At 28.0% G+C, this 21,776-nt stretch carries 18 protein-coding genes and 3 CRISPR repeat arrays (1 of these 21 only partly in view); of the genes, 1 reads left to right on the top strand and 17 read right to left on the bottom strand.

All coding sequences use genetic code 11. From position 1 onward, the window contains the following. Positions 1-93: a CRISPR direct-repeat array (repeat unit 30 nt) (it extends 856 nt beyond the left edge of the window). Between the two features lie 176 nt (positions 94-269). The 9 genes from cas2 to BN2665_RS04995 all read right to left on the bottom strand — a co-directional run bounded on the left by cas2 (position 270) and on the right by BN2665_RS04995 (position 9,988). Next, positions 270-560: a CRISPR-associated endonuclease Cas2 gene (gene cas2 / locus BN2665_RS05035; RefSeq protein WP_055666027.1), complete on the bottom strand. Its 291-nt coding sequence runs from the start codon at positions 558-560 to the stop codon at positions 270-272. Between the two features lies 1 nt (position 561). Next, positions 562-1,560, bottom strand: coding sequence for a type I-B CRISPR-associated endonuclease Cas1b (gene cas1b / locus BN2665_RS05030; protein WP_055666026.1), 999 nt, complete (start codon positions 1,558-1,560; stop codon positions 562-564). A 9-nt stretch (positions 1,561-1,569) separates the two neighbouring features. Continuing rightward, a complete protein-coding gene (locus tag BN2665_RS05025; protein WP_055666375.1) occupies positions 1,570-2,064 on the bottom strand; it encodes a CRISPR-associated protein Cas4 in 495 nt (164 codons plus the stop codon). A 1-nt stretch (position 2,065) separates the two neighbouring features. Next, positions 2,066-2,851 carry a hypothetical protein gene (locus BN2665_RS05020; protein WP_055666025.1) on the bottom strand — a complete coding sequence of 262 codons (786 nt, stop codon included), beginning with the start codon at positions 2,849-2,851 and terminating at the stop codon, positions 2,066-2,068. Between the two features lie 805 nt (positions 2,852-3,656). Further along, a complete protein-coding gene (locus BN2665_RS05015) occupies positions 3,657-5,882 on the bottom strand; it encodes a CRISPR-associated helicase/endonuclease Cas3 (protein WP_055666024.1) in 2,226 nt (741 codons plus the stop codon). Between the two features lie 18 nt (positions 5,883-5,900). Continuing rightward, the gene (cas5, locus tag BN2665_RS05010) at positions 5,901-6,614 is read right to left on the bottom strand and encodes a CRISPR-associated protein Cas5 (RefSeq protein WP_055666023.1); all 714 of its coding nucleotides are present in this window, start codon (positions 6,612-6,614) and stop codon (positions 5,901-5,903) included. 1 nt (position 6,615) lies between these two features. Continuing rightward, complete coding sequence (gene cas7i / locus BN2665_RS05005; RefSeq protein WP_055666022.1) at positions 6,616-7,551, bottom strand: type I-B CRISPR-associated protein Cas7/Cst2/DevR; 936 nt, start codon at positions 7,549-7,551, stop codon at positions 6,616-6,618. Position 7,552: 1 nt separating this feature from the next. After that, positions 7,553-9,283, bottom strand: coding sequence for a hypothetical protein (locus BN2665_RS05000; RefSeq protein ID WP_055666021.1), 1,731 nt, complete (start codon positions 9,281-9,283; stop codon positions 7,553-7,555). A 3-nt stretch (positions 9,284-9,286) separates the two neighbouring features. After that, entirely contained in the window at positions 9,287-9,988 is a 702-nt protein-coding gene (locus BN2665_RS04995) for a CRISPR-associated endoribonuclease Cas6 (RefSeq protein WP_055666020.1), read from the bottom strand. A 622-nt stretch (positions 9,989-10,610) separates the two neighbouring features. Here BN2665_RS04995 and BN2665_RS04990 point away from each other — a divergent pair. After that, entirely contained in the window at positions 10,611-10,976 is a 366-nt protein-coding gene (locus BN2665_RS04990; RefSeq protein WP_055666019.1) for a hypothetical protein, read from the top strand. A gap of 199 nt (positions 10,977-11,175) precedes the next feature. Next, positions 11,176-11,794: a CRISPR direct-repeat array (repeat unit 30 nt; unit sequence ATTTAAATACATCCCATGTTAAGGTTCAGC). Between the two features lie 341 nt (positions 11,795-12,135). Here the strand turns inward: BN2665_RS04990 and cmr6 are convergent. From cmr6 to cas6, 8 genes are all read right to left on the bottom strand, one after another. Beyond that, complete coding sequence (cmr6, locus tag BN2665_RS04985) at positions 12,136-13,389, bottom strand: type III-B CRISPR module RAMP protein Cmr6 (protein WP_242865898.1); 1,254 nt, start codon at positions 13,387-13,389, stop codon at positions 12,136-12,138. Then, positions 13,382-13,834 carry a type III-B CRISPR module-associated protein Cmr5 gene (gene cmr5 / locus BN2665_RS04980; RefSeq protein ID WP_055666017.1) on the bottom strand — a complete coding sequence of 151 codons (453 nt, stop codon included), beginning with the start codon at positions 13,832-13,834 and terminating at the stop codon, positions 13,382-13,384. Before cmr5 ends, cmr6 begins: the two co-directional genes overlap by 8 nt. After that, on the bottom strand, positions 13,827-14,714 hold the full coding sequence (gene cmr4, locus BN2665_RS04975) for a type III-B CRISPR module RAMP protein Cmr4 (protein ID WP_055666016.1): 888 nt from the start codon (positions 14,712-14,714) through the stop codon (positions 13,827-13,829). The genes cmr5 and cmr4 overlap by 8 nt, the downstream gene beginning before the upstream one ends. A gap of 14 nt (positions 14,715-14,728) precedes the next feature. Beyond that, positions 14,729-16,012 carry a hypothetical protein gene (locus BN2665_RS04970; protein WP_055666015.1) on the bottom strand — a complete coding sequence of 428 codons (1,284 nt, stop codon included), beginning with the start codon at positions 16,010-16,012 and terminating at the stop codon, positions 14,729-14,731. 2 nt (positions 16,013-16,014) lie between these two features. Next, complete coding sequence (locus tag BN2665_RS04965; RefSeq protein ID WP_055666014.1) at positions 16,015-17,106, bottom strand: type III-B CRISPR module-associated Cmr3 family protein; 1,092 nt, start codon at positions 17,104-17,106, stop codon at positions 16,015-16,017. Further along, complete coding sequence (locus tag BN2665_RS04960) at positions 17,078-18,811, bottom strand: Cas10/Cmr2 second palm domain-containing protein (RefSeq protein ID WP_055666013.1); 1,734 nt, start codon at positions 18,809-18,811, stop codon at positions 17,078-17,080. Before BN2665_RS04960 ends, BN2665_RS04965 begins: the two co-directional genes overlap by 29 nt. Further along, a complete protein-coding gene (gene cmr1, locus BN2665_RS04955) occupies positions 18,811-19,830 on the bottom strand; it encodes a type III-B CRISPR module RAMP protein Cmr1 (protein ID WP_055666012.1) in 1,020 nt (339 codons plus the stop codon). The genes BN2665_RS04960 and cmr1 overlap by 1 nt, the downstream gene beginning before the upstream one ends. Positions 19,831-19,941: 111 nt before the next feature. Beyond that, positions 19,942-20,628 carry a CRISPR-associated endoribonuclease Cas6 gene (gene cas6 / locus BN2665_RS04950; protein ID WP_055666011.1) on the bottom strand — a complete coding sequence of 229 codons (687 nt, stop codon included), beginning with the start codon at positions 20,626-20,628 and terminating at the stop codon, positions 19,942-19,944. Between the two features lie 436 nt (positions 20,629-21,064). Continuing rightward, a CRISPR array of direct repeats spans positions 21,065-21,488; the repeat unit is 30 nt; unit sequence ATTTAAATACATCCTATGTTAAGGTTCAGC. Positions 21,489-21,776: the final 288 nt, after the last annotated feature.

Below are 21,776 nucleotides of genomic sequence, written 5' to 3'. Positions count from 1 at the left end.
TAAATACATCCCATGTTAAGGTTAAAGATTGGTAGGAAGCTTTATATATCTTTACAAAACAAAATTTAAATACATCCCATGTTAAGGTTAAAGGCTTGAAAAATAGCCATTCTTAATTATACATGATATAGCATAACCTAAGTAAAATCAATACAATATGATTTTTTTTACCAAGTGACCTCGAGAAAAAAATCTTTTTTAAATATCCTTTATGAGCCTTGTGTTTTCAAGACTTTCCACACTTTTCTTCTATAAGCCACTTGGTAAAATTAAATTATTAGATCTTCTCCGGTGTTATTGCTTTGATTGCCTATTATTTCTTCTCCGAAGACTTCTCCATTTATAAGTTTTACTATGCATATGAAATCTTCATCCTTATCAATTACCTTGTTTAGATCTTTTCTTAGCAGTATAAGCTTTGAGGGTGATATTTCTCCCCTAAACACTGACTTTTGGAAGTGGGATAAATATTTTTTGCATACTTTAAAAACTCTTTGTACCCTTTGTTCCTTTACATCATAGAATAGAAAAGCATAATTATAATTCATGTCCTTCCCCATATTACATACCATCCTTTAAACTAAATGGGATAAATTCTTTATCCTCTATAATAAACTTTATCAATTTGTAACAATCTAGTTTAATTGCCGTTCTGTAGGATAGCTTTCTCTTTAACTTCGGATGTGAGAATACCGATTCCATTCTTTCTTCAAAGGCTTCTATAAATATGTTTCTTCCCTCTTCATTCAATAAGCAGTAATTCACTTTTTTCTCAAAGTGCTTTTCTACTTTAAGTTTTTTATTATTTACCAAGTCAAAAATGGTTCTATAAACTATTACAGGCTTAAATACCTCGCTTATGTCCAAGCTTAATGAAAACCTTCCTTCTGAGGGTTCATGCAAAAAGCTTATTCTTTGATCTAGATGAGTTCTATATATAGCAGATATAGTCTTTGTATATAATAGTGTATTTCCAAAAGATATTAAGGCATTTATCGGATTGTCTGGTGGTCTTTTTACCCTTTTATTCATTACAAAATCTTCTGGTAGTATATACTTAAAATCCGAGTAGAATCTCTGCCACACTTCTCCCTCTACAGCCATAAGTTCCTTTATATTACTACTTCCATCCACTCTATTAAAAAACTCATTTTTAATCCAATCAATAGTTTCCTTTACCTCTTTTTTATTATGTTTATAGTAATGATATAAAACCTCGCAAATATTTACTCCAATACCTTTTACTATAGCCTTTGCTATATCTAATCTCTTTTCGCTGAAAGCTTGTACTTGTTTTACCAATAACCTTCCGCTGTTATACTTATCCCTAGGGTAAAAGGTTCCGCTATACCCCTCATGGTAATTAAAAAAGTGCACTATAATATTGTTTGAAGATAAAAAATCTAAAAGCTTTGTGTTTATAGAAACTTCATTTAAGCAATATATTTCTTTTGTTCCTTCTATGGGTATATATACATTCTTACCATCTTTTCTAAAGCACAGTGAATTATCCTTCCTTGTTAATTCGCCCATGGACGCTATATATCTCGTACTCCCCATTCCTACCTCCTAAATATAACAGTATTCATAATAAGCGCACTTCTTGCACTTAGGCTCATTTAAAACCTCTGGAATATCCTCTTCAAGCAACAAGTTCTCAATATTTTTTACATGAACTTCTAATTCCTTCAGAATATCTTCTGTGAGTTCAAAGTATAAAACCTTATTTTTTGTTTTATTCTTCTCAACAAATTCCAGCTTACCTTTTCTCTCTATGCCTTTTTCCTTTAAAACCTTTAAGTAATAAAACAACTGCCACTTGGAAGCTTCTACATCTGCATCAGATTTTTTTACCTCAACTAAATATTCACTAGTAAGCTTGTCTAGCTTTATATTATCTATGCTTATTTCTGTATTATCAGATTTCTCTTGTCTTTCCTCGTGAATGGCCTTGCCTATCTGAACAATCTCACTGTTGTCCTCAAGGTTAAGCCTGTTTCCATGAAGATAGCATTGCCTCTTACAATGGAAATAATAGTTTATTAGCGTACCGTTTACTTTCATATTAAATAAATTCACCTATCCCCTTAACAAATTTTTCTTTATTAAGTTTTCCATCTTCAAAATAAGCATCTCCGTTTTCAATAAAATATAGTTCTCCTACTCTATCGTTATATACAAAATCTTTCTTGCCTTTTATTTTATATATGAAGTTATTCATCTTTGCCCTTACCTTGGATAGCTTTACTTTCTTTTCTGCATATTCCATGTCATCCTTCATCAGCAAAGTTTTATATTCCTCCCAGATTTCACTACCATCTAGCAGCTCCCCGTCTTTCCTTGTTATTGTACTGCTTAGATAAATGGATATCTCATTTTTGTCCTCATCAATTAATTTCATCTTCTCTTCTATTGATTTAAACTCTAGGTTACCCACATCTTCACTAAAAAAGTTGACCATATTATACTCATTGGGATTGCTTTTTAAGACCTTTAATCTATCAATAACTAGCTTATAGAATAGATTAAAATCTTTTTCTTCCAATATTTTTATCATAGCTTCGTTAACTAAAGTGAGGTCTTGATCCATTCTCTTGTCTTGCTTATAAATGCTGCTAGCCTTATCTAAATTAAAAAAGAACACCTCTGCTTCTGGTTTTAAACAGGATCTGTTTATTCTTCCTAAAAACTGCTCTTCACTATCTATCATGGATATATCCTTATACCCTATATCCATATCAATATCTACCCCTGCTTCAATAACTTGGGTGGCCACTAAAATGATGTCCCCTGTTGAGGAAACTAGATCCAGTATCCTTTCTCTTTCTATGGGATTATCATCTCCCGTCATGAGCTGAATCTCTGATATTATATCTTCATCTTCTTTTAGCCTTCTATAAAAATCGTAAGCACTATTTTTGCTAATAAATTCTATAAAAAATATAGATTTATAGAAAAAGGTTTACTAGTAAAAGACCGTACTCACAAAGACGGAAACTACTATAATACAGTTATAATGAGAAGATTTGTAGATAAATAGATATTTAACATCTAAACTATTCTATTATTATTTAATAGAACTCTTATAAAAGCATCGTGTCAAATTTTTACATTGCTTTTACGCCTTAATTCAAGGGCTATTTTGTCAATTACTTTAAATACATCTTATGTTAAGGTTCATCAATGGGCTTCGTTACTCACTATCTTTGTTCCTAAGGTATTTAAACACATCCTATGTTAAGGTTCATCCATTGTAAATCAGTATTCCTTATTTTTATAACATCCTTAAATCTACTGAAAATAAAGAGATTACTTGATTTTTACCAGGCATCAAGAATTATTTTATTTTATTCAAAAAAATTCCCCTGAACCCCATATTTTAAAGACTTTAAGAGAAATTTAAACTTCAATGTAGTTGGTAAAATTAATTAGAAAATAACCGCTATAGAAATTTTACAAACCTTATGGCAAATATATAGTTTCTGGGCTGGTTTCATAAAGCTTTTTTCATAAAAAACTTTCCTTAAAACTATATAAATACATCACTCTAGCTTAACTGAAATTATATTTCATAGGTCTATAAGATGCCATTTAATTTGTGTTTTTCTCCAACCATATTTATCCGCTAATAATTTAATTTTTCAAACTCACGTTAATTATATAAATAGCTCAATATCCTCAATAACTGCGCCTACCTCATAAGTATATTTTAAACTTAAAACATCATAGTAGATTCCTTGTTTGTAATTTTTCCCCTTATACAAATGTTTCCCTTCTCCTAAATAAGCTGGTAATGATATCATATTTTCATAATCGAAACTGTCAGCCTCGTAATAATCCTCAATCAGAATATAATCCTTTTTAGGAGAGTCGATATCTCTTAAATCATACAAATCCTTACTTTGTGCTATTCCATGAAGTTTATAGATATTCTTATCAAACTCTTCATATCCTTCTTTAAATTTACACTCCAATTCATTAATAATATTCTTGTCATTAAACAAAATATCATATACTCTATTTAACCACTTTGTATATTCGCCCAAAGTGAATAGACCTTCTTCAATTGTTTCATAGGTTACTTCCAACATTCTTGAGTAATATGGCTTTATATCTGTATCTCTAAATATATATATCTGTCCTAATCTATCAATATTTTTCTTTCTGTTTACTCTTCCAAATCTTTGTATTAATGAATCAATAGGTGCGTTATCTGTATACATTACATCAAAATCTATATCTAGAGAAATCTCTACAACTTGAGTAGCAACAAGTACGAAATGTTCTTTATTTGCTAGTTTTTCATATATTTCATTTTCTTTTTCTACTCTATCTTTCTTTTTAAATTGCGAATTATAAAGTATTATGTTTTCTATTCCACTATTTTTAAGGTTTTTAAAGGTTTCCACTGATTTCTTAATATTGTTTCTAACTATTAATATATTTTTCCCCTTATTAAACTTATCAATAATTTTATCAATATTATCTTCTAATGCTTCATCAATCTTATATATATAGTTTGCTTTCTTTTCAAATAGCTTTTCTTCACTGATAACAGATAACTTATTTATATTCAATAGTTCTTTCATTTTATTTGGTATAGACGCACTCATTAAACACACAGGAATATTATAGTTATCACAAAGCTCCAAAAATCTCTTCATAAATCCCATGAGTTTAAAATCATATGAATGAACTTCATCTATTATGATAATGGACCTTAAGAAATTGAGCATTACAATATTATATCTTCCTATATTCAAAAAATATTTAAACAAGCTATCTATTGTTGATACTGTAAAGCCTTTATTAAAGGTTACGCTAAATAAAATATCGCTATCAAAATTATCATCTATTTTTCCATTCTCCAATTCATACTTTTTTTCAAGATAAATTTTAGAAGAACTATGTAAGAGGCCTGAATTATCTTCAAATATATTTACAGCCCTCTCATAAAGTTTATTTGATGTAGTCTGAGTTGGCAGTGTATATATTATTTTGCTATATACACTTTTCATATTATTTATTGCCCAGAGAAATGACCCCTCCGTCTTGCCTTCACCGGTTGGTATTTCAACCAGAACACTTCCTTTATGATTTGATAATTGTTCTTGAAAGACCTTTGGCGTAAATTTATTAATTCCAATTGCTTTAGCAAGCTTATCGCATACATCCTCTTTATTGATTAAATAATCAAACTTAATTGAAGGCATAGTATTATTAAATTTGGCCGATGCTATCCAATCTGCCAAATTAACAATTCCTAAAACGTAAGAGTACAGCAATCTTAGCGATAGATACTTCTTTTTGTTATCTACGTTGTTGATATCATCGTAAATAGTTTCAATTTCATCGCCTAAATCTTTTAAACTAATTACATCATATTTAAAATTATATTCGCATTCTTTTTTGATATATTTTTTATAAGCTTCCTTATAGCTGTAAAAAAATGTTTCTGCATAAGGCAGAAACCTAAAATTGTGCTTCTTGCTATCACCAACCGTCTTAAATGAACTTTCTTCATTAAATACAGAGTGATGCGTTAGTATGCACAGCATTAACATATTAATTCCAGATTCTTCATTAAAGTTAAAGTCTGATACACTAGAGAATAAACTTGCAGAATAAAGGGAATGAAAGCTTTTACCATCATTTTCTATGGTATTTAAAAACTCAACCGTTGCTTTACCTATATCGTGAAAATACGTACAGAAAAATATTAAATCTATTATTTTTTCTTTATTCCACCCTGTCTCATGAGAGATAAACTCTAACTCCTTATCATCAATTAAATTAAGAGCCTCTTCTATCACCTTAAATGTATGATCATTTAAAGTTTGCTTTTTTCCGTCTTTTCTTCTTTTGGCAATCACTTCATTCATCTAAACTCTGTATCTCCTTTAATAAAAAACTATTTTGTTATTTTCGCATACAAAACTTTCAACTTCCTTAAGCTCAATACAACAATTTATATATTCAACTTGTTTGTATTCATCCATAGATTTTCTCGCTACTCTAAAATCCTTGCTGCTATCTATAATGTACTTCAAAGGTACTATATTAGAGGTCGGCATTTCTACATCAGCCTCTAAATCATCCACCATAGCTTTATACTCATATCCTTTATCCATAAATACTGAATTAATAACATATGAATCATTGATATCTACTTTCAAATCTGATTCAACATCATATATCTTTACTAGCTCATCATCTAATCCGAGTGAAGGAACAGCCTTAGGACAAACAAGACAATTATAAATCTCTTCACTTAATGATTTATCATTAATCATTAAATATACTGTATATTTTGCATTAAATAATTTATCTCTTCTTATTACACTTCTACCATGCATATCACTTTTACTTTCAAAAGTCTTATATGCCCATAAGTCTTTTGCTTTCCCTTTTATTGAATCTATCACAACAGAAACTTTTATTTTATCTTCATTTAGTAATGAATAATAAAATTCTTCCGATTTACCCATTATATTATTAAGCATTCCTATAATAGTTGTTTTCGGCGGTGCTAAAAAACTTTTATGATAAGTTCTAAAGAAAGGCATCCTAAAAGAGTTAAAAATCCCTTCAACTCTAAATCTTATAACACCCATTTTACTTAGCTCCTACCTTTATAGAGTCAAATGCCTCTGTTATTGTGGAAACTTTAATGCCAGCACTCGTAAAAACTTCCTTGATTTCATTTTCATTTGCAAATACATTTCTAGAAACACCTATCATAACTTTATTAATAACAGCTTTACTATCATTAATTTCATCTATGATAGCTTTGCAATCTAGTTTATTGAATCTATCAACATAAATACTGTTTAATAAGAATGGATTCCCGGTTTTTTGTTCTACTATAACAGCAAATTTAGGTGATATATCTTCTAAATTTCTCGCTTGCTTAGCTCCACCATTAAAAAATCTTATAGCATCTATCAGATTATTAATTCTAATATTTCTCTCCTCTGCGGAAAGCATAGGCGTAACTTGGTATGTATATTCGTTTATTTCATTTCCAATTTTATTTACGTCAATAACTATATTTCCTCTCATATAATTTAGTGTATCTATTTCTATCTGTACAATATTTCCGCTTTTCTTAGACTCATTTTCAACATACTGTTTTCTTGTTAGATAATCGTATTCTCCTTTGTATGGATGTATAGAAACCATAGGGGCAACCTTAACTGGCGACCATCTTCTTCCACCCTTTGGGAGCATATATCCGAATAAGTCAAGATCACAAAATTCTCTATACATCAGTTTCTTATCTTGAAACTTTTCCCTATTTTTATCATAAATTTTTTCATTTAATTCTAAAAAATTTGGTTCACCTTTTTCATTGACAGCAGATATTTTCTCCCCAAGTTGCATCAAAGTTTCCTTAAGATATCTTCTTTGAGCCTGACCTGATATATAGGCATACTCTTCACCTTTGTTATCAGAAATCTTTTTTATTGGTGTTATATTCCCGCCCATGCCCTCGCTTCCATTTAACGAACCTAAATTTACTTTAGATATATACGAAATATTATAAAACATATTATTTTCCTCCCTTTTGTACTTGTTTTGCATATGATACAGACCTATATTTATCTATTGCGTAAATAGCAATATAATCTCTTACAACTTCCCAATTATTAGGATTGTTTTCAAGCTCTACAAGTATCTCTTCCATCACATCATTAAATTCATTGGTGAATTTTGCATCATTTTGCTTTCTTAAAACAGTAAACTTTAAATCTTTAAAATATGTAACCATCTGCCTCTGATTTTTTATGTTTCTTAGCTTAAATAATAAATCCTTATCATCCACATTAGCTGAAAAACTTCCAATTTCCTTGCCAATTTCCTTTGACTTGCTATGCAAATTCATTATCCCTTCACCTCTTTTTGTTTCTTGTAAGTATATATTTTCAAAATCGTATAAAAAACTGCCTAATCCTCTTTTGTTGTTTCTTAAAATTTTAAATGAAACTTCATAATATACTTTTCTCAAGTCCGAAAATCTAAGAACGCTCTCGCAAAACCTTTTAATATTTAAATTAACCTTTTCCTGATCATTTTTGGACAAAGTTATAGAACTAATCAAATCCGAAAAATATTTAAACAACGTAGACTCGTTAACTTCAGTCTCTATAAGTTTTTTTAAAAACATACTAATCTTATAGGTTTTTGTATACTCATCGAGAGTTGATTTCATGCTTCCATCTTCTGTATAGGTTACAAAGCTGATTTTAGATAAGCTATTATACAGTTTTTCTTTCCTTATTCTGATTCTTTCTTTGCCCTCCTTTTCATACATTCTTTCTATATGATAAATATAAGATATCATATACATTAAAAACTTTAATTGAAATTCACTTATGCTTCCTGATATATAAAAGTTATCATTTTCTATCCCATCAAACTTAAGCTGCTTAGATATTTCAACATTAGTGGGAATTGTTTTTACAGTACCTTTCTTTTCATCTTTAATCCTAACAGCTTCATCACTTATTCTATTTGGAAAGGATTTTTTCATTTCATATAGTGCATTTAAATCAAAAGAATTTAAATAAATAAAGTACGATAAATTATAAAACCTCTTCATCTTAGAGCCATACCAATATATAAGTGCGTCCCATTTATCAATAAAGTTATCTTTGTTAGAAAGCATATCTCTGAAGCAAAAACCACCATCTTCAAACTGATGTATCTTAGAATCAATATTAAGTAAATCACCTTTTGCAGAATACTGAATATAGCTTTCAACAAACTCTGATTTAGTCATAAAAATAGGTATCTTACATTGATTATTCTTTTTAAATTCAAAATCCTTTTTGAAAATTTCAGTATCCCCTTTAATGCTTACTTCTTTTAAACAATTCCTTTTAGAAAATTCCGTGTAAATATTAAACATTTCTTCAGTAGTTTTACCTAACTCCTCAGGAGTGATATATTTGTATGAATATTTAACATCATTACCAGATGATTTTCCTTGAATATCATATTTTCTATCACAAATAAAACAACTATTATCTTTATCCCAATACAACCTATCATTATCTGTTTGAAACACTATATCGTTATTAACGATGTATCCCTTGAGCAGCTCATTATAGTAAATTTCTTCTTTCTCTTTAGGAAACTTTAGAATTAACTTGTTATTTTCTAACTCATAGCAAATTTCCTTAGTTCCATATTCATCTAAATACATTTTTAGATTAACTAGTCCATTATTGTAAAAAACATCTTTTGTTTTAAATTCTTTTAAAATCGTTCCATCATTCACCCTTTAAATTCGCCTCCAATCTGGTATACAATAACCTGCTCCTAAAGCTGAATTTTTCTCTGCCAGCCCTGCTCCTAAAATTATAAATGCAAGCTTTTGTGATTTTTCATCCTCATTTACTTTAATTTTAAATTTATTACCAAGTAAACGTTTTCCCTTGAATTCGTAATACATAGGCTTTTTATTTAGAATTTTTAATTTCTCAATAAAATAGTCATCCACATGCCCTATTTCTTCACCAAAGAAAAACTTGTATTTTTTTTCTGCGTTGCTATGAATTCTCTTTACTAAAAGCAAAATATCGCCACTAGAAAGCCAAGGCTTACCATTAACAGTAACTATAGCTGGTGTTATAGTCTCGATAAATTCTATAGGCTGTTCATTTATCTCCCTAACATCCATTGCTATTATATTAAAATCATTACTCTCATAACCTTCTAAGCAAATTTTAATTTTAGATATAAAATCGTAATTGAAACTTCTTATGCTAAAAACATATACTCTGCTTGCTTTATAGATACCATCTCTCTCAGGTGGAAAAAAATTCCCGAACACATATTTGTAATTTTTTTCCTTATGATACGCTTTAAGTTCCTCATCTTTTAGCATTGCATAATTAATATTATTTCCAATTATTTCGCTGCTGCTTGTAAATATTATATCTTTTTTCAACAGAATTGTAACCTTTATTTCCCAGTATTTCATAAAATCACTCATTCCTACTTATTTTTCAATATGATTTATTTACATTATATCACCACTAACCATACTTTCAAACAGTTAATATCTAAATATTCTGTTATTTCGCCAAGGATATGCCCCTACATCTTTTATTAACGAATTTGATATAAATGCCTATATATTCTAGATCACTTATATATTTTAATACATCTCCCTTTTTTAATCTTATTAATATTATTGTATATGATATTATTATGACATATAATTAGAAAATCTATGCATTAATATATTTTCTAATTATAATTTTCTTAAATATGTTCACACATATATTTGGTTTTTATATACATCTTATGTTATGGTTAATTTTAAATTTATCTAATTAAAATGATAGTATAATTTAAATACATCAAATGTTACAGTAAAAAACTAAATATATGTGCAGAAATATAGTAATACCATTATTTTTCCCAATATAATCCAGCATTAATCATGTTAAATATTATTATTTAATAGAACACTTATAAAAGCACAGTATCAAAGCTTTATGGTGCTTTTAATTCCTTAATTCAAGGGGCTATTTTGTAATTACTTTAAATACATCCTATGTTAAGGTTCAGCTTCTTAATAGATCTATGCTAGAAGATATATGACACCAAGGCAAATTACAGAGGAAAAAATTTTACCTAGCATTGAATCATATGAAAAAAAAGAAGGGATTCATCTAGTAGCCCAAGTTGACGGCAAAGTGATCATGGCACTTCCACTTATGAGAATATATTCACACCCAGTTGGTTTTTTATTTGATAATAATTTTATGCTTACAGGAGCTGATGATGATATAATAATGGAAAAAATGCTAGATGAAATGAAGAGACAAGCTAAAATGATGGGAATGTCTTCTCTTGAAATGTGGCAGCATGAAAATAGCAAGAACACCGAAGCATTTGAGCATTTTGGCTTTACTAAAATCTTTACATCTGGTGTCATGGATTATCTGATGATGGCAATTTAACAAAATACATAAATCGAATACCGTGAGACTAATAGATTCTTCATATATCTTTAAATGAATTTTATGTAATATTTTAGTTCAGGACATTCTTATTTAATATCATAACTGAAAAATGAATAATTTACTAAAACACTGTATTATTCAAACCTGAATTTTACGGTGTTTTTGCGTAGTATTACAAAGATATTTTCTATTATTATTCTAAATACATCCCATGTTAAGGTTCAGCATCAAAAAATACAAAAGAAGCAGTTCACTCATTATAATTTAAATACATCCCATGTTAAGGTTCAGCAAAGTACGCCAGCATAAGAATTAAGGGTAGTTATTTATTTAAATACATCCCATGTTAAGGTTCAGCTTAAATAAGAAGTGGGGTTTTATAAATAGTAACGGATTTAAATACATCCCATGTTAAGGTTCAGCAATAAAAGTAAATCTGATGAGGCCGATTTAGTAATATTTAAATACATCCCATGTTAAGGTTCAGCGCCTTACTTACTTAAACTTATATATTTAGCACCTTCATTTAAATACATCCCATGTTAAGGTTCAGCGACTTAACTTACTTTATTTCCAGTATCTTTTCTTAATTTAAATACATCCCATGTTAAGGTTCAGCGATAAGGAAGAAATAGCTTTGTGGGCCGGAGATTTATTTAAATACATCCCATGTTAAGGTTCAGCATTTATTATCTAAGAGTATTAAAGATTGAAAGCCAATTTAAATACATCCCATGTTAAGGTTCAGCGAAAGCAAAATACTTCAGACAGTTTAAGAGATTGCAATTTAAATACATCCCATGTTAAGGTTCAGCCATTGCAAAATCAACATTCCTTATTTTTATTATATCCTTAAACCTATTGAAAATAAAGGAATTGTTTGATTTTTTACCAGGCGGTAAGTATTATTTTACTTTGCTCAAAAAAATTCCTCTTAAGGCCTTATGTTAAAAGGCTTTAAGAGGAATTTAAATTTTAATGAGGTTGGTAAATTTAATCTTTGGCAAGGCAGTATCCGTATCCCAATGAGTTTTTCTCTAATATTCCTGTGCTCATTGCAATGTAAGCCATTAGTTGGGACATCTCATCATTTTTAATAATTATTTCAAATTTATTGCTTATGATTATTTCATGTTAAAGTTCAGGAATCTTACCGTTATTTAGGTAAATCAATGTTTAATATTAGGCAAATCTCTTCAATCCTTTTTAATGTTTTATTTTCTTTACCTTTCTTTCCTAAAATGTATTTCCACTGCCCTGCAATTTCTAAATTTTCTTTAATTACTTCTGCTAATTTTATTATCTCTTCTTTATCTAAATTTTCACTTTGTCTATTTGTAAAAAGTCTTTTTAGCTCTTCTATTTTCTTTTCAGGATTGTCTATCTTTTCAATTAAATATAACTTTTTTTGACTTTCAGTCATTCTATTTAGTTTTTGCTTCTCCTTATGTTCCTCTGTTTCTTTTCTTCTATTTTCATCATTTTTTTGTGATTGAGACAAGCATTCCTCTTTTGTTATTTGTTGAAAATATCCATAACCAACACTTGTCTTTGCTCCTACTCCATGAGTGGTGAGCATTTCAACCATTTCTTCTATAATAAAATCTCTAATATTTTTCTCTTCTACTTTAACTTCTAAACCATCATCATTTAAAAAACGTTTTTTGTTTATTCGTAATACAAATCTAAAAGAAGTATTTTCCACTGTTAGGATTTCTATTGGGTTTATACTTCCATCATCTTTATATCCTTGTTGATAATGTGGAGTCATAATATCTCTACATATTTTATATGTACCTTTTGGAAATGCATCCATAAATATCACTCCACCTTGATATGTTTTTTGATTTAAAATGCCACCAAAAATACTATTAAACCATTTTCCTTTTTCTATTTTTTCTATATTTTCTTCTTTGCATTTAAAATACTTTTGAATAATATGTGTTCTAAAACACCCTTTTAATGTAGATCCTGGAATATATGGAACACCATATGTATGATGCAATTTAATATCTGTTTCAAAAACTGTAGATTCACCTAATCCTACTATAAGTCTATTAAGAACTTTAACCTCAAAATCTATATTGTAAAATAAATTTCTACTTTCTTTTAAATATTCGTCGATATTATTATGAACAGCATTTTCTATTTTATTTTCATTCTTACCTTCTCTGCCATTAAATATATTGGACAATTTATCTATTTGCAGCCCATAGTGGCAGCTACTTTCTTTATGCTTTTCCCACTGATCATAAACATCATTCCCATTTCTATCCTTATAAAGCATCCACGATAATACTTTTATACTATCTTGATCTATACTACAAAACACATAATCTTCTTTTCTAGGTCTTTTACCTGCTTTTTTAAATTCTTTAGAGATGTCACCGTATTTTAACAATCTAATCATCCTGCTCATCTCCCTCAATCATTCCATCCGCAAATCGTTTAATCCAGCCAAATAAATTCATTATTTCTTTTGTCACCAATCTATATTCTTGATTTGAGATTGTAGTAATACTTTCAATAAAACTTTGATTATCACAGAATTTTAATTTATCTCTTAAAAATTCTAGTTTAAAATCTTCTTTACACCAGCTTCTTATATGTTTTAGAATAAATTCATGGCTTTTTTCCTTATTTGCTTTAGATAATACAAATACCAATGTTCCTATCAATCCATTTTTTTGTATTAAAATAGTCATTTTTTTTGAAACAGTTTTATACTTTTTAGAAATTAATTTTTGCTTATCTTTATTATCGCTCTCAAGTTCTATATCATACTCTAAAATTTCTTTTACACTTTTTAAAGCAAATCGAGCCACCTGAAGGTTAACATTCTTAAAATCACTCATTATCTGCTACCCCCTCTAACGAAGCATAATTAATAATCTTTACGATACCTTTTCCTATTGTTTCATTTCCACCAACTTGAAATACTTTTCCAATATTCTTATTAAAATATTGCTTTGCGCTAGTATCTTTTCCTTTATTTTTATAAAAGGCTGATTCTAATACCGAAAAATACATTATTGTTTCTGCTGGCAAATACTCTTCTGAAAATAATCCTGTTCCCTGTGCTGTTCCTGTCTCAACATCTATTCTATTTCTAGTAATAATTTCAGTATACATTGTCACCATGTCTATAAAATCACTATCAGATAATATAACTATCTTCTTTTCTATAAAATCCTCTTCAATAATTTCCTTAAACAAAGTACTTAAATCTTCTTTATTTGTTTCAAATATATATTCTTCTAACATCAACCTACCATCAGTTAATAGGCTTGATTTTGTATCTATAATACATTCTCCATCTTCCACATTAATATCTTCAAAAGTTTGATTTGTTTCTTCTTTCCATCTCTTAAGTATATAAGGGCATGTTACTAATTTATATATATCCGTTGCTGAACGCATAGGAAATAATAATAATTTAGCATCTGTGATAGCTATAGCACTAGCTGATTTTTCACCATTTTCCTCTGACCCAAATATTTTTTCAAATATTGTATATTCTTGTTTCTTCTCTCCTTCTATAGCTTGTTTAGTAAACCCTAATTTATGATAAATGTGATGTTTAATAGAACCCTTTAAACTTGATCCTTCAATCTTAGGTATATTGCTATGTCTCTCTCTTTGAATTGGCATATCTACACTAGTTAATGATTGTCCACTTCCTGAATGAATTGAACTAATTGCCTTGATGTATATTGTCTCTATATCTTTATACATATTAATCCCTCCCATTATCCTATTAACTTTTTAATTTCACATTCTATTTTTTCTAAATATATTATTTTTATCTTTGCTTTTTTTGCTGTGCTACAAGCAGCAATTAGTTTTTTATCTGTATCTCCTTTTAAATCTTTTTTTATTAAAGGAGTCATAAAGATTGGTGCTCCAAACACACCTGAAAGCACATAAGTAGTAAAATGATGGCTTTTAGCATTGTCTCCTCCTAGACTTCCAGATTTACACTCAAAGTTTAATATTCTACCTGTATTAGTTAACAAAACAATATCTAATTCATCAATACAATGATTAGATTCATCCTTAAATACTTTCAAACTCATCTCCATGCCTAGGATTTTATGATTATCTTTTATAACATCATATATTTTATATCCAACTAGTTTCTCAAAAATATATCCTGCTGGAAAACCCATTTTCATTTCTCTTGAATTTTTAATATCATATTTACCTAATTTATTACACTTGTTTTTCACTTCATCAAATAGATTGTTTAAAAATTCTTGTCTTATTTTTCTGCTTTTATTTTTATCTTTTTTATATTCCTCTTCACTAATAAACTTACTTGTTGAATTTGATAATAATAATAGTTCTTTAAAAGTTCCCTTTTCTGAATCTATTTCAAATTTTTCATTTTCCCCCTCATTTAACATCCACTGATATAAAGCATTATAGAAGTTTACTTCATCTAAATTAATATTTTCTGCTTTTATGCCTTTTTCCTTTAATTTTTGTGTGCTTCTAATCTCTTTAGTATCATAGCCCATCAGTTGAAATGCTATTTTAAAATCCAAATCTCTTAATTCATATTTCACTTTTGAATTAAATTCATCTTTATCTTTTCCCTCAGAAATAATTTTTTCACTATTTCCTTCAAGATAAAATAAAATATCATTAGGGCGATTTTTTACTATGTCATATATAGCCATAGCAAATACTCTCTGTCCCCCTGTAATATGCCAATATATAGGAGTGCTTTCATCAATATGTTTTAAACGTTCTAAAATGAAACTTTTAAATTTTTCTAAATCTCCATACTCATTCTCCGTAATTTTTAAATCATTTATTTTCGCATCTATATCCTTATCAATTTTTAATACTGCTTCTAAGTTTTCATCCCATTCACATGGTTTTATACCATATTTGAAATCCTCACTTAATCCTTCACTAAAAGTTATATTATAAATATTTTTAGGCTTTAATGATTTAATTGCTATATAATTAGTAATTTGATTTAATGTTGAGAATATAACTAAATGTTCTATATTGTTAAATTCCATTTTTATTCTCCTTTTACATAAATATATTGATTAAATCCATTGGTAAAATCAGCTGTGATTTTTTTAGATAAATATTCATTAATGTTTACATCATTATTTGATGTGTTTTGCAATAAAATTACAGTTCCAGCAGAATAGCCTTTATACATAACTTTTTCTTTATTCTTTACTAAATCAAATCCTCCTATGTAAATAGGCTTATCATTAACTAATGCTTGGATTTTTATTTCATCATTAAAACTTTTCTCGAGACATTCCTTAAAATAGCTATCACTAGTAAGTACTACCTTTACCTTTTCTTCTGGTTTTAAAATTTCATCTCTTTGTTCTAATCTAAAACTGGCTATACTTTTGTTGTCTATAATTTCATAGCTGCAAACTTTTGACTCTCCTCCAAGTTTTAAATGTCCCTTGTCTAAATTTTTTATTTCAATATTATCGTAATATTCCCTTACGAAATCATTATTTATGTCATATTCAACAACAAAATTCCAATGGTTTTCTTCTGAATCTTTAAATTCAGTTTGTTCAATAGTATATATACAGCTTTCTCTCACAGTGCCTGTACCTTTATCTAGTGCTATACCTGTTTTAAGGTTTTTTATAAATATATCATTCTCATGTTTTAAATCTCTCTTTTGTAAAATCTTATATCTATACTTTGGAAAAAAATCTTTTATATTTACATAATAATTATCTGTACGTTCTAATTCATCACCTTCTGGCTCTTCAAGATAAGATGAATATAAAATGGATGCCTCATTTTCTTCTAATCTTTTAAAACTACCATAGCTTATATTGTTGCCAATAAATAAATCTTTTGGTGCTGAAATATATGCTGTCCTCTGTTTTTCATCATATAAATAAATTTGTTTAATACTTAGTATTTTGAAATGGTCATTATTAGCTTTTTTGCTTAAAAATTTTTCTCTAAAAACATCATTATTAGCTAAAATTGCAGTGAAAATAGCTCCAAAAAAAGTTGAAGGATATGCTATATTTTTACTTTGTATAACAGTACTTATCCTCATTTCAAAATTATTACCTAATCTAAAAAAAGTATTATCATAAGGCTTTATTTTTAGCAGTTTCATTACTTTCACCACCTTTGCTACTAAAATCAAACTCTGTTAGTTTCTCATAAATTCTATAGCAATTAATAATATTTGAAAAATCAAATTTTTCATCAATGATATTTTCCCTAATAATATTTTTAAATAATTCTATGTGCAATTTAGAGTACTCTTCAAAATCTTCGGTATTATTTTGGGGTTTATTTTTACTTAAATATCTTTTGAATTCCAGCTCCATCATCTCTATTATAGACATTGATTCCTCTATTTCTAATTTTTCAAACTTAATTTTGCTAAACTCATTTTCTATGGCATCAATATAAGCAAATGATGTGTTATCCTTTATATTTCTCCAACGCTCAAGATTGTTTACATATTGTTGAAAATAAGGCTTTGATAGGTACATATTCACTATCTTATTGCTATTAACTATATAGCTTATACCTATACTATTTTTAGAAGGTTCAATATCTTTAAATCGTTCTTTTGCCTTTTCTAAAGTCATACGATTTTGTCTTAAAGCTAATGCCATATCATCCTTACAGCTTATCAATGTTATTCCAGCAGAATAAGTTATTTTCTTTTTATAGTTATTAGATTCTTCTAGCCTATCTTGCACTATTTCTTTAAAACCTTTTTCTATAATTCTTAATGCTTCTAATAACATTTCAACAGGTAATATTGCAAGAAAATCATCTCCGCCAGCATAAATAACAGCGATTTTACTATCTTCAAACTTTTGTCTTATCTCATATGCAAATTTAGATAAAGCTTGAGAAATTTCTTTCTGTCTATCTCTTAATTCACTATTTTCTATATTCCATTTACCACTCATCCATTTTCCTAAATCATCTACATCCATTTGGAAAAAACAATATTTATAGTGTGGTTTTATAACTGGAGTACCTTTCCTTAAATAAATTTCTTCTAATTTAATTTTGATATCCCTTAATTCTTCAATCAATTTATGATCATCCATTTCATAATCTATCAAGTCTTCATTAATTTCCTTTTCTTCTCGTATCCTTTTAAATATATTTGGCTCTGAAAGGTTAATCAAATTTGATACTGTATCCAAACTGTAATATTTTTCAGTATTTTTAAATACACTTTCTAATTTCTCAGTTACATCATTTAATTCATTTTTATTTTTGTCTTTCCATGGTGCTATGGAAATTTCATAAACTGATTTATACCTTAGATTTTTATAACTTCTTTTAAAATTACATAAATCACATAATTTATCTTTATCATTTATACGAACACGTTCACCACATAAACTGCACTTCTTCCCAGTATTTGTTTCTTCATAGTTTTTGAATTCATAAGTATTTTTAATACTTCTTAATTTTTTAACTAATTTATTATAAGTTCTATCATATGTTTCTAAAGGCTCCACTGCCCAAAACATAAAATATACCTCTTCTAAAGTTATTTTTTTAGGTTCAATTTTAAACTCATCGAAAACGGCTTTTTTCATATTGCCTAAACCCTCTTTGGTATGAATTTCGCAGATTAAGTAATTTGTTAAGTCTAAATTTATATCATTATTTATATCTGGATAAATAATTTCTATTTGTTTATCCACATTGTTTTTTAAATATTCTAACACTTTTATCATTATGTCAGAAATAATCCTACTGGAATTACGTAAATCTATTAGTTTTTTAGACTTTTGAATATTAGACTGCACTGGTCCAACTGTTACCCCCAATAGATATGTCATCATCTTTTCCCCCCGCAACATTGTAGAATTTCATTAATATATCCCGCAATATACTTTGAGTCTAGGTCTAGTTCTTTTTCCTTTATTTGTTCATGTTCATATATATATTTATAGTTTAATTCCTTTATAATGATATAGGGATCGTTCCCCTCTTCATGTAGAGTTACATAAACAGGTGATGCAAATCTTAGCAGTTTACCTCCCTTAAAGTTTCCTAATACTTCTTTATTTAAGTTTTCCTCTTTTAACTTAAAGTTAGTTTCTTTTGATATGAATCCTTCACAATCTTCCAATCTTTTATGAGTTAATTCGGAAATATTTTTTAATATATTCATTATGTTCTCATTCTCAATTTTAATTTTATGTAGATACTTTGCATAATGAATATTAGGCATGTTATTGCATTCTATTATATATTTAACATAACTATCTTTCTTAAGTTTATCTATTGAAAATTTTCTTATTTTAAAAGCATAAGTCTTTTTAAATCCTTTAGAATCTGTTGTTTCAAACTTTCTTTCTTCTGATAATTCTTTTAAATTTTCAAAGCAATTGGTACTAATAATTTCTCCATCTATACTTTTAATTTTAAATGAACCCATACCTTTTCTAGAACGCTTTCCCAAACCACCTGTAATAGCAGCTAACTTTAGAATATCTATGTATAATTCTAAAAATTTTATATTTCTACATTCAAATACAATATTTATTTCTGTTCCACTTAAAAGCGCTGGTATTTTTTTTATATTTTCTTTATGTAATACTAATTTTTCTTCGATATTTCTTCTAATATTTCCTCCTGTCATCCTCATCATAACTGGCGATTTCCTCTTTGTACTACCAAATAATATAGCTTCTTTCTCATTTAAATCCTCTAAATTAGTATATTCAAAAAATTCCCTAAAAGTTGAACGCATTAATGCTTTTAATTCTGTAATTCTGAATTCAGCTGTATGCCCATCTGCTCCTGCACTAAACATGTTGGTAATTAATTCTAGTATTATATTTTTTCTATCCATAAAGTCACCTCTTGTTCTTAAATCTCTTAACTCTCAATAATTTTGTTACATTATAATCTCATTTTCAAATAGCAACCTACTTTCGAGTTTACTCAAAAACTCACATTTATTTTACTTACAAAATCCCGCTCCTATTGCAGAATTTTTCTCCCCTAGTCCAACAGCTCTAGCTAAAAAGGCTGCTTTCTGAGCTGCTTCATTATCTTGAACTTCTATACTTACCTTATTAGCCAACAACTTTATCCCCTTATAATTAAACTGCATTGGCTTTCTATTTTTAAACTCTATACTTTTAATGAATTTATCTCTCACATCTATATCTTCATTAAAGAAGCTTTTATACTTCTTCTCTATGTTATCCTCTAACCTATGTATAAATAAATCTAAATCTCCACCTTCCTGAAGCCAAGGTTTATTGTCTACAGTTATTATCAATGGAGTTTCAGTGTATAATCGTTCAATATTTTCTTGTTCTATTTCCTTTTTAGAAATGGATATAATATTAAAATCATCACTATTCAAATTTAAAATGCAACTCTCTAATCTTTTAATAAACTCACCACTTAAAGATCTAATATTGAATACATATACCCTATCTTTTTTATAGAATTTATCTTTTTCTATAGGATAAAAATTATTGAATATATAACCTTTATATTGCTTTTGGGGATGGATTTCCTTCAAGTGATTATCTAATAACATGCTTTTATTTATATTTTTTCCTATTATATATCCACAGTCTTGAAAATATATATCTTTTTTCAACATTACTGTTATAGTCATTTCCCAAAGTTTCATTTATACACCTCTTTATACAATTTTATCTATATTATAACATATATATGTATAATAAAGAAATTATATACAAATTTCGATGCGATAAATTAAAAATAAATTTATACGAAATACTTATATTGTTTGGAGTGCTTATTTGAAAATGCTTCTATTTTTATGTAATAAAGAATTAAAAAAGAAGGTCAACAGTAGAGAAGCTCTTTACAGAATTGATAAACATAATATGCTAAAACTCAATAGAGTTATTAACTCAATTAGGTCCTAAATTTAATATTATTATAGCTATTTACTTACTACCTATACTAAGCTTTGGAGAACTCTCTTAAGACAAGGAATCATATCTAAAATTAATGCACATTAATTACTAGCTAGCTACTGTGTAGTGAATTAAGAATATTTAATATAGGAAGGTGGTCATAATTTAATCAGCTTAATCAACATTAATGGACATCCCATGTTAAGGTTCAACCAGGCTAATGATATTTGATGGAACAATAGTATGGTTATTTAAATACATCTTATGTTAAGGTTCAACTTCCATTTCCATTGTTTCTCCACAATACCCTTATTATTTAAATACATCCTATGTTAAGGTTCAGCTCCTGTTGAAACTATAAAAAAGTTATTGCTTCCTGGATTTAAATACATCCTATGTTAAGGTTCAGCGTTATTATTTTATTCTCGGTCATACTACTTACTTTAATTTAAATACATCCTATGTTAAGGTTCAGCTAATGTTTTATTTATCTTAATATATTCTCTACTATATTTAAATACATCCTATGTTAAGGTTCAGCCATTGGAAATTATAACTTTCAGAAAGGTATTGAAATATTTAAATACATCCTATGTTAAGGTTCAGCCCACTATAAAATCAACATTCCTTATTTTTATTATATCCTTAGACCCGTTGAAAATAAAGAGATTGCTTGATTTTTTACCAGGGGCCAAATACTATTTTAATTTGTTCAAAAAAATCCCACTTAAACCTCTATTTTAAAGGCTTTAAGTGGATTTCAAATTTCAACAAGGCTGGTAAAATTAATTTTTAGCAAGACAATATCCGTATATCAATGAGTTTTTTCTAATATTTCTATGCATAACTGAGATGACTCATCATCTTTAATCGCTATTTTAAATTTATTTCTTAC

This window comes from Desnuesiella massiliensis, assembly GCF_001403615.1.
In the GTDB taxonomy this organism is placed as follows: Bacteria; Bacillota; Clostridia; order Clostridiales; family Clostridiaceae; genus Desnuesiella; species Desnuesiella massiliensis.
The sequence above is the reverse complement of the archived record's forward strand: the minus strand, read 5'-3'. Positions and strand labels throughout refer to the sequence as shown.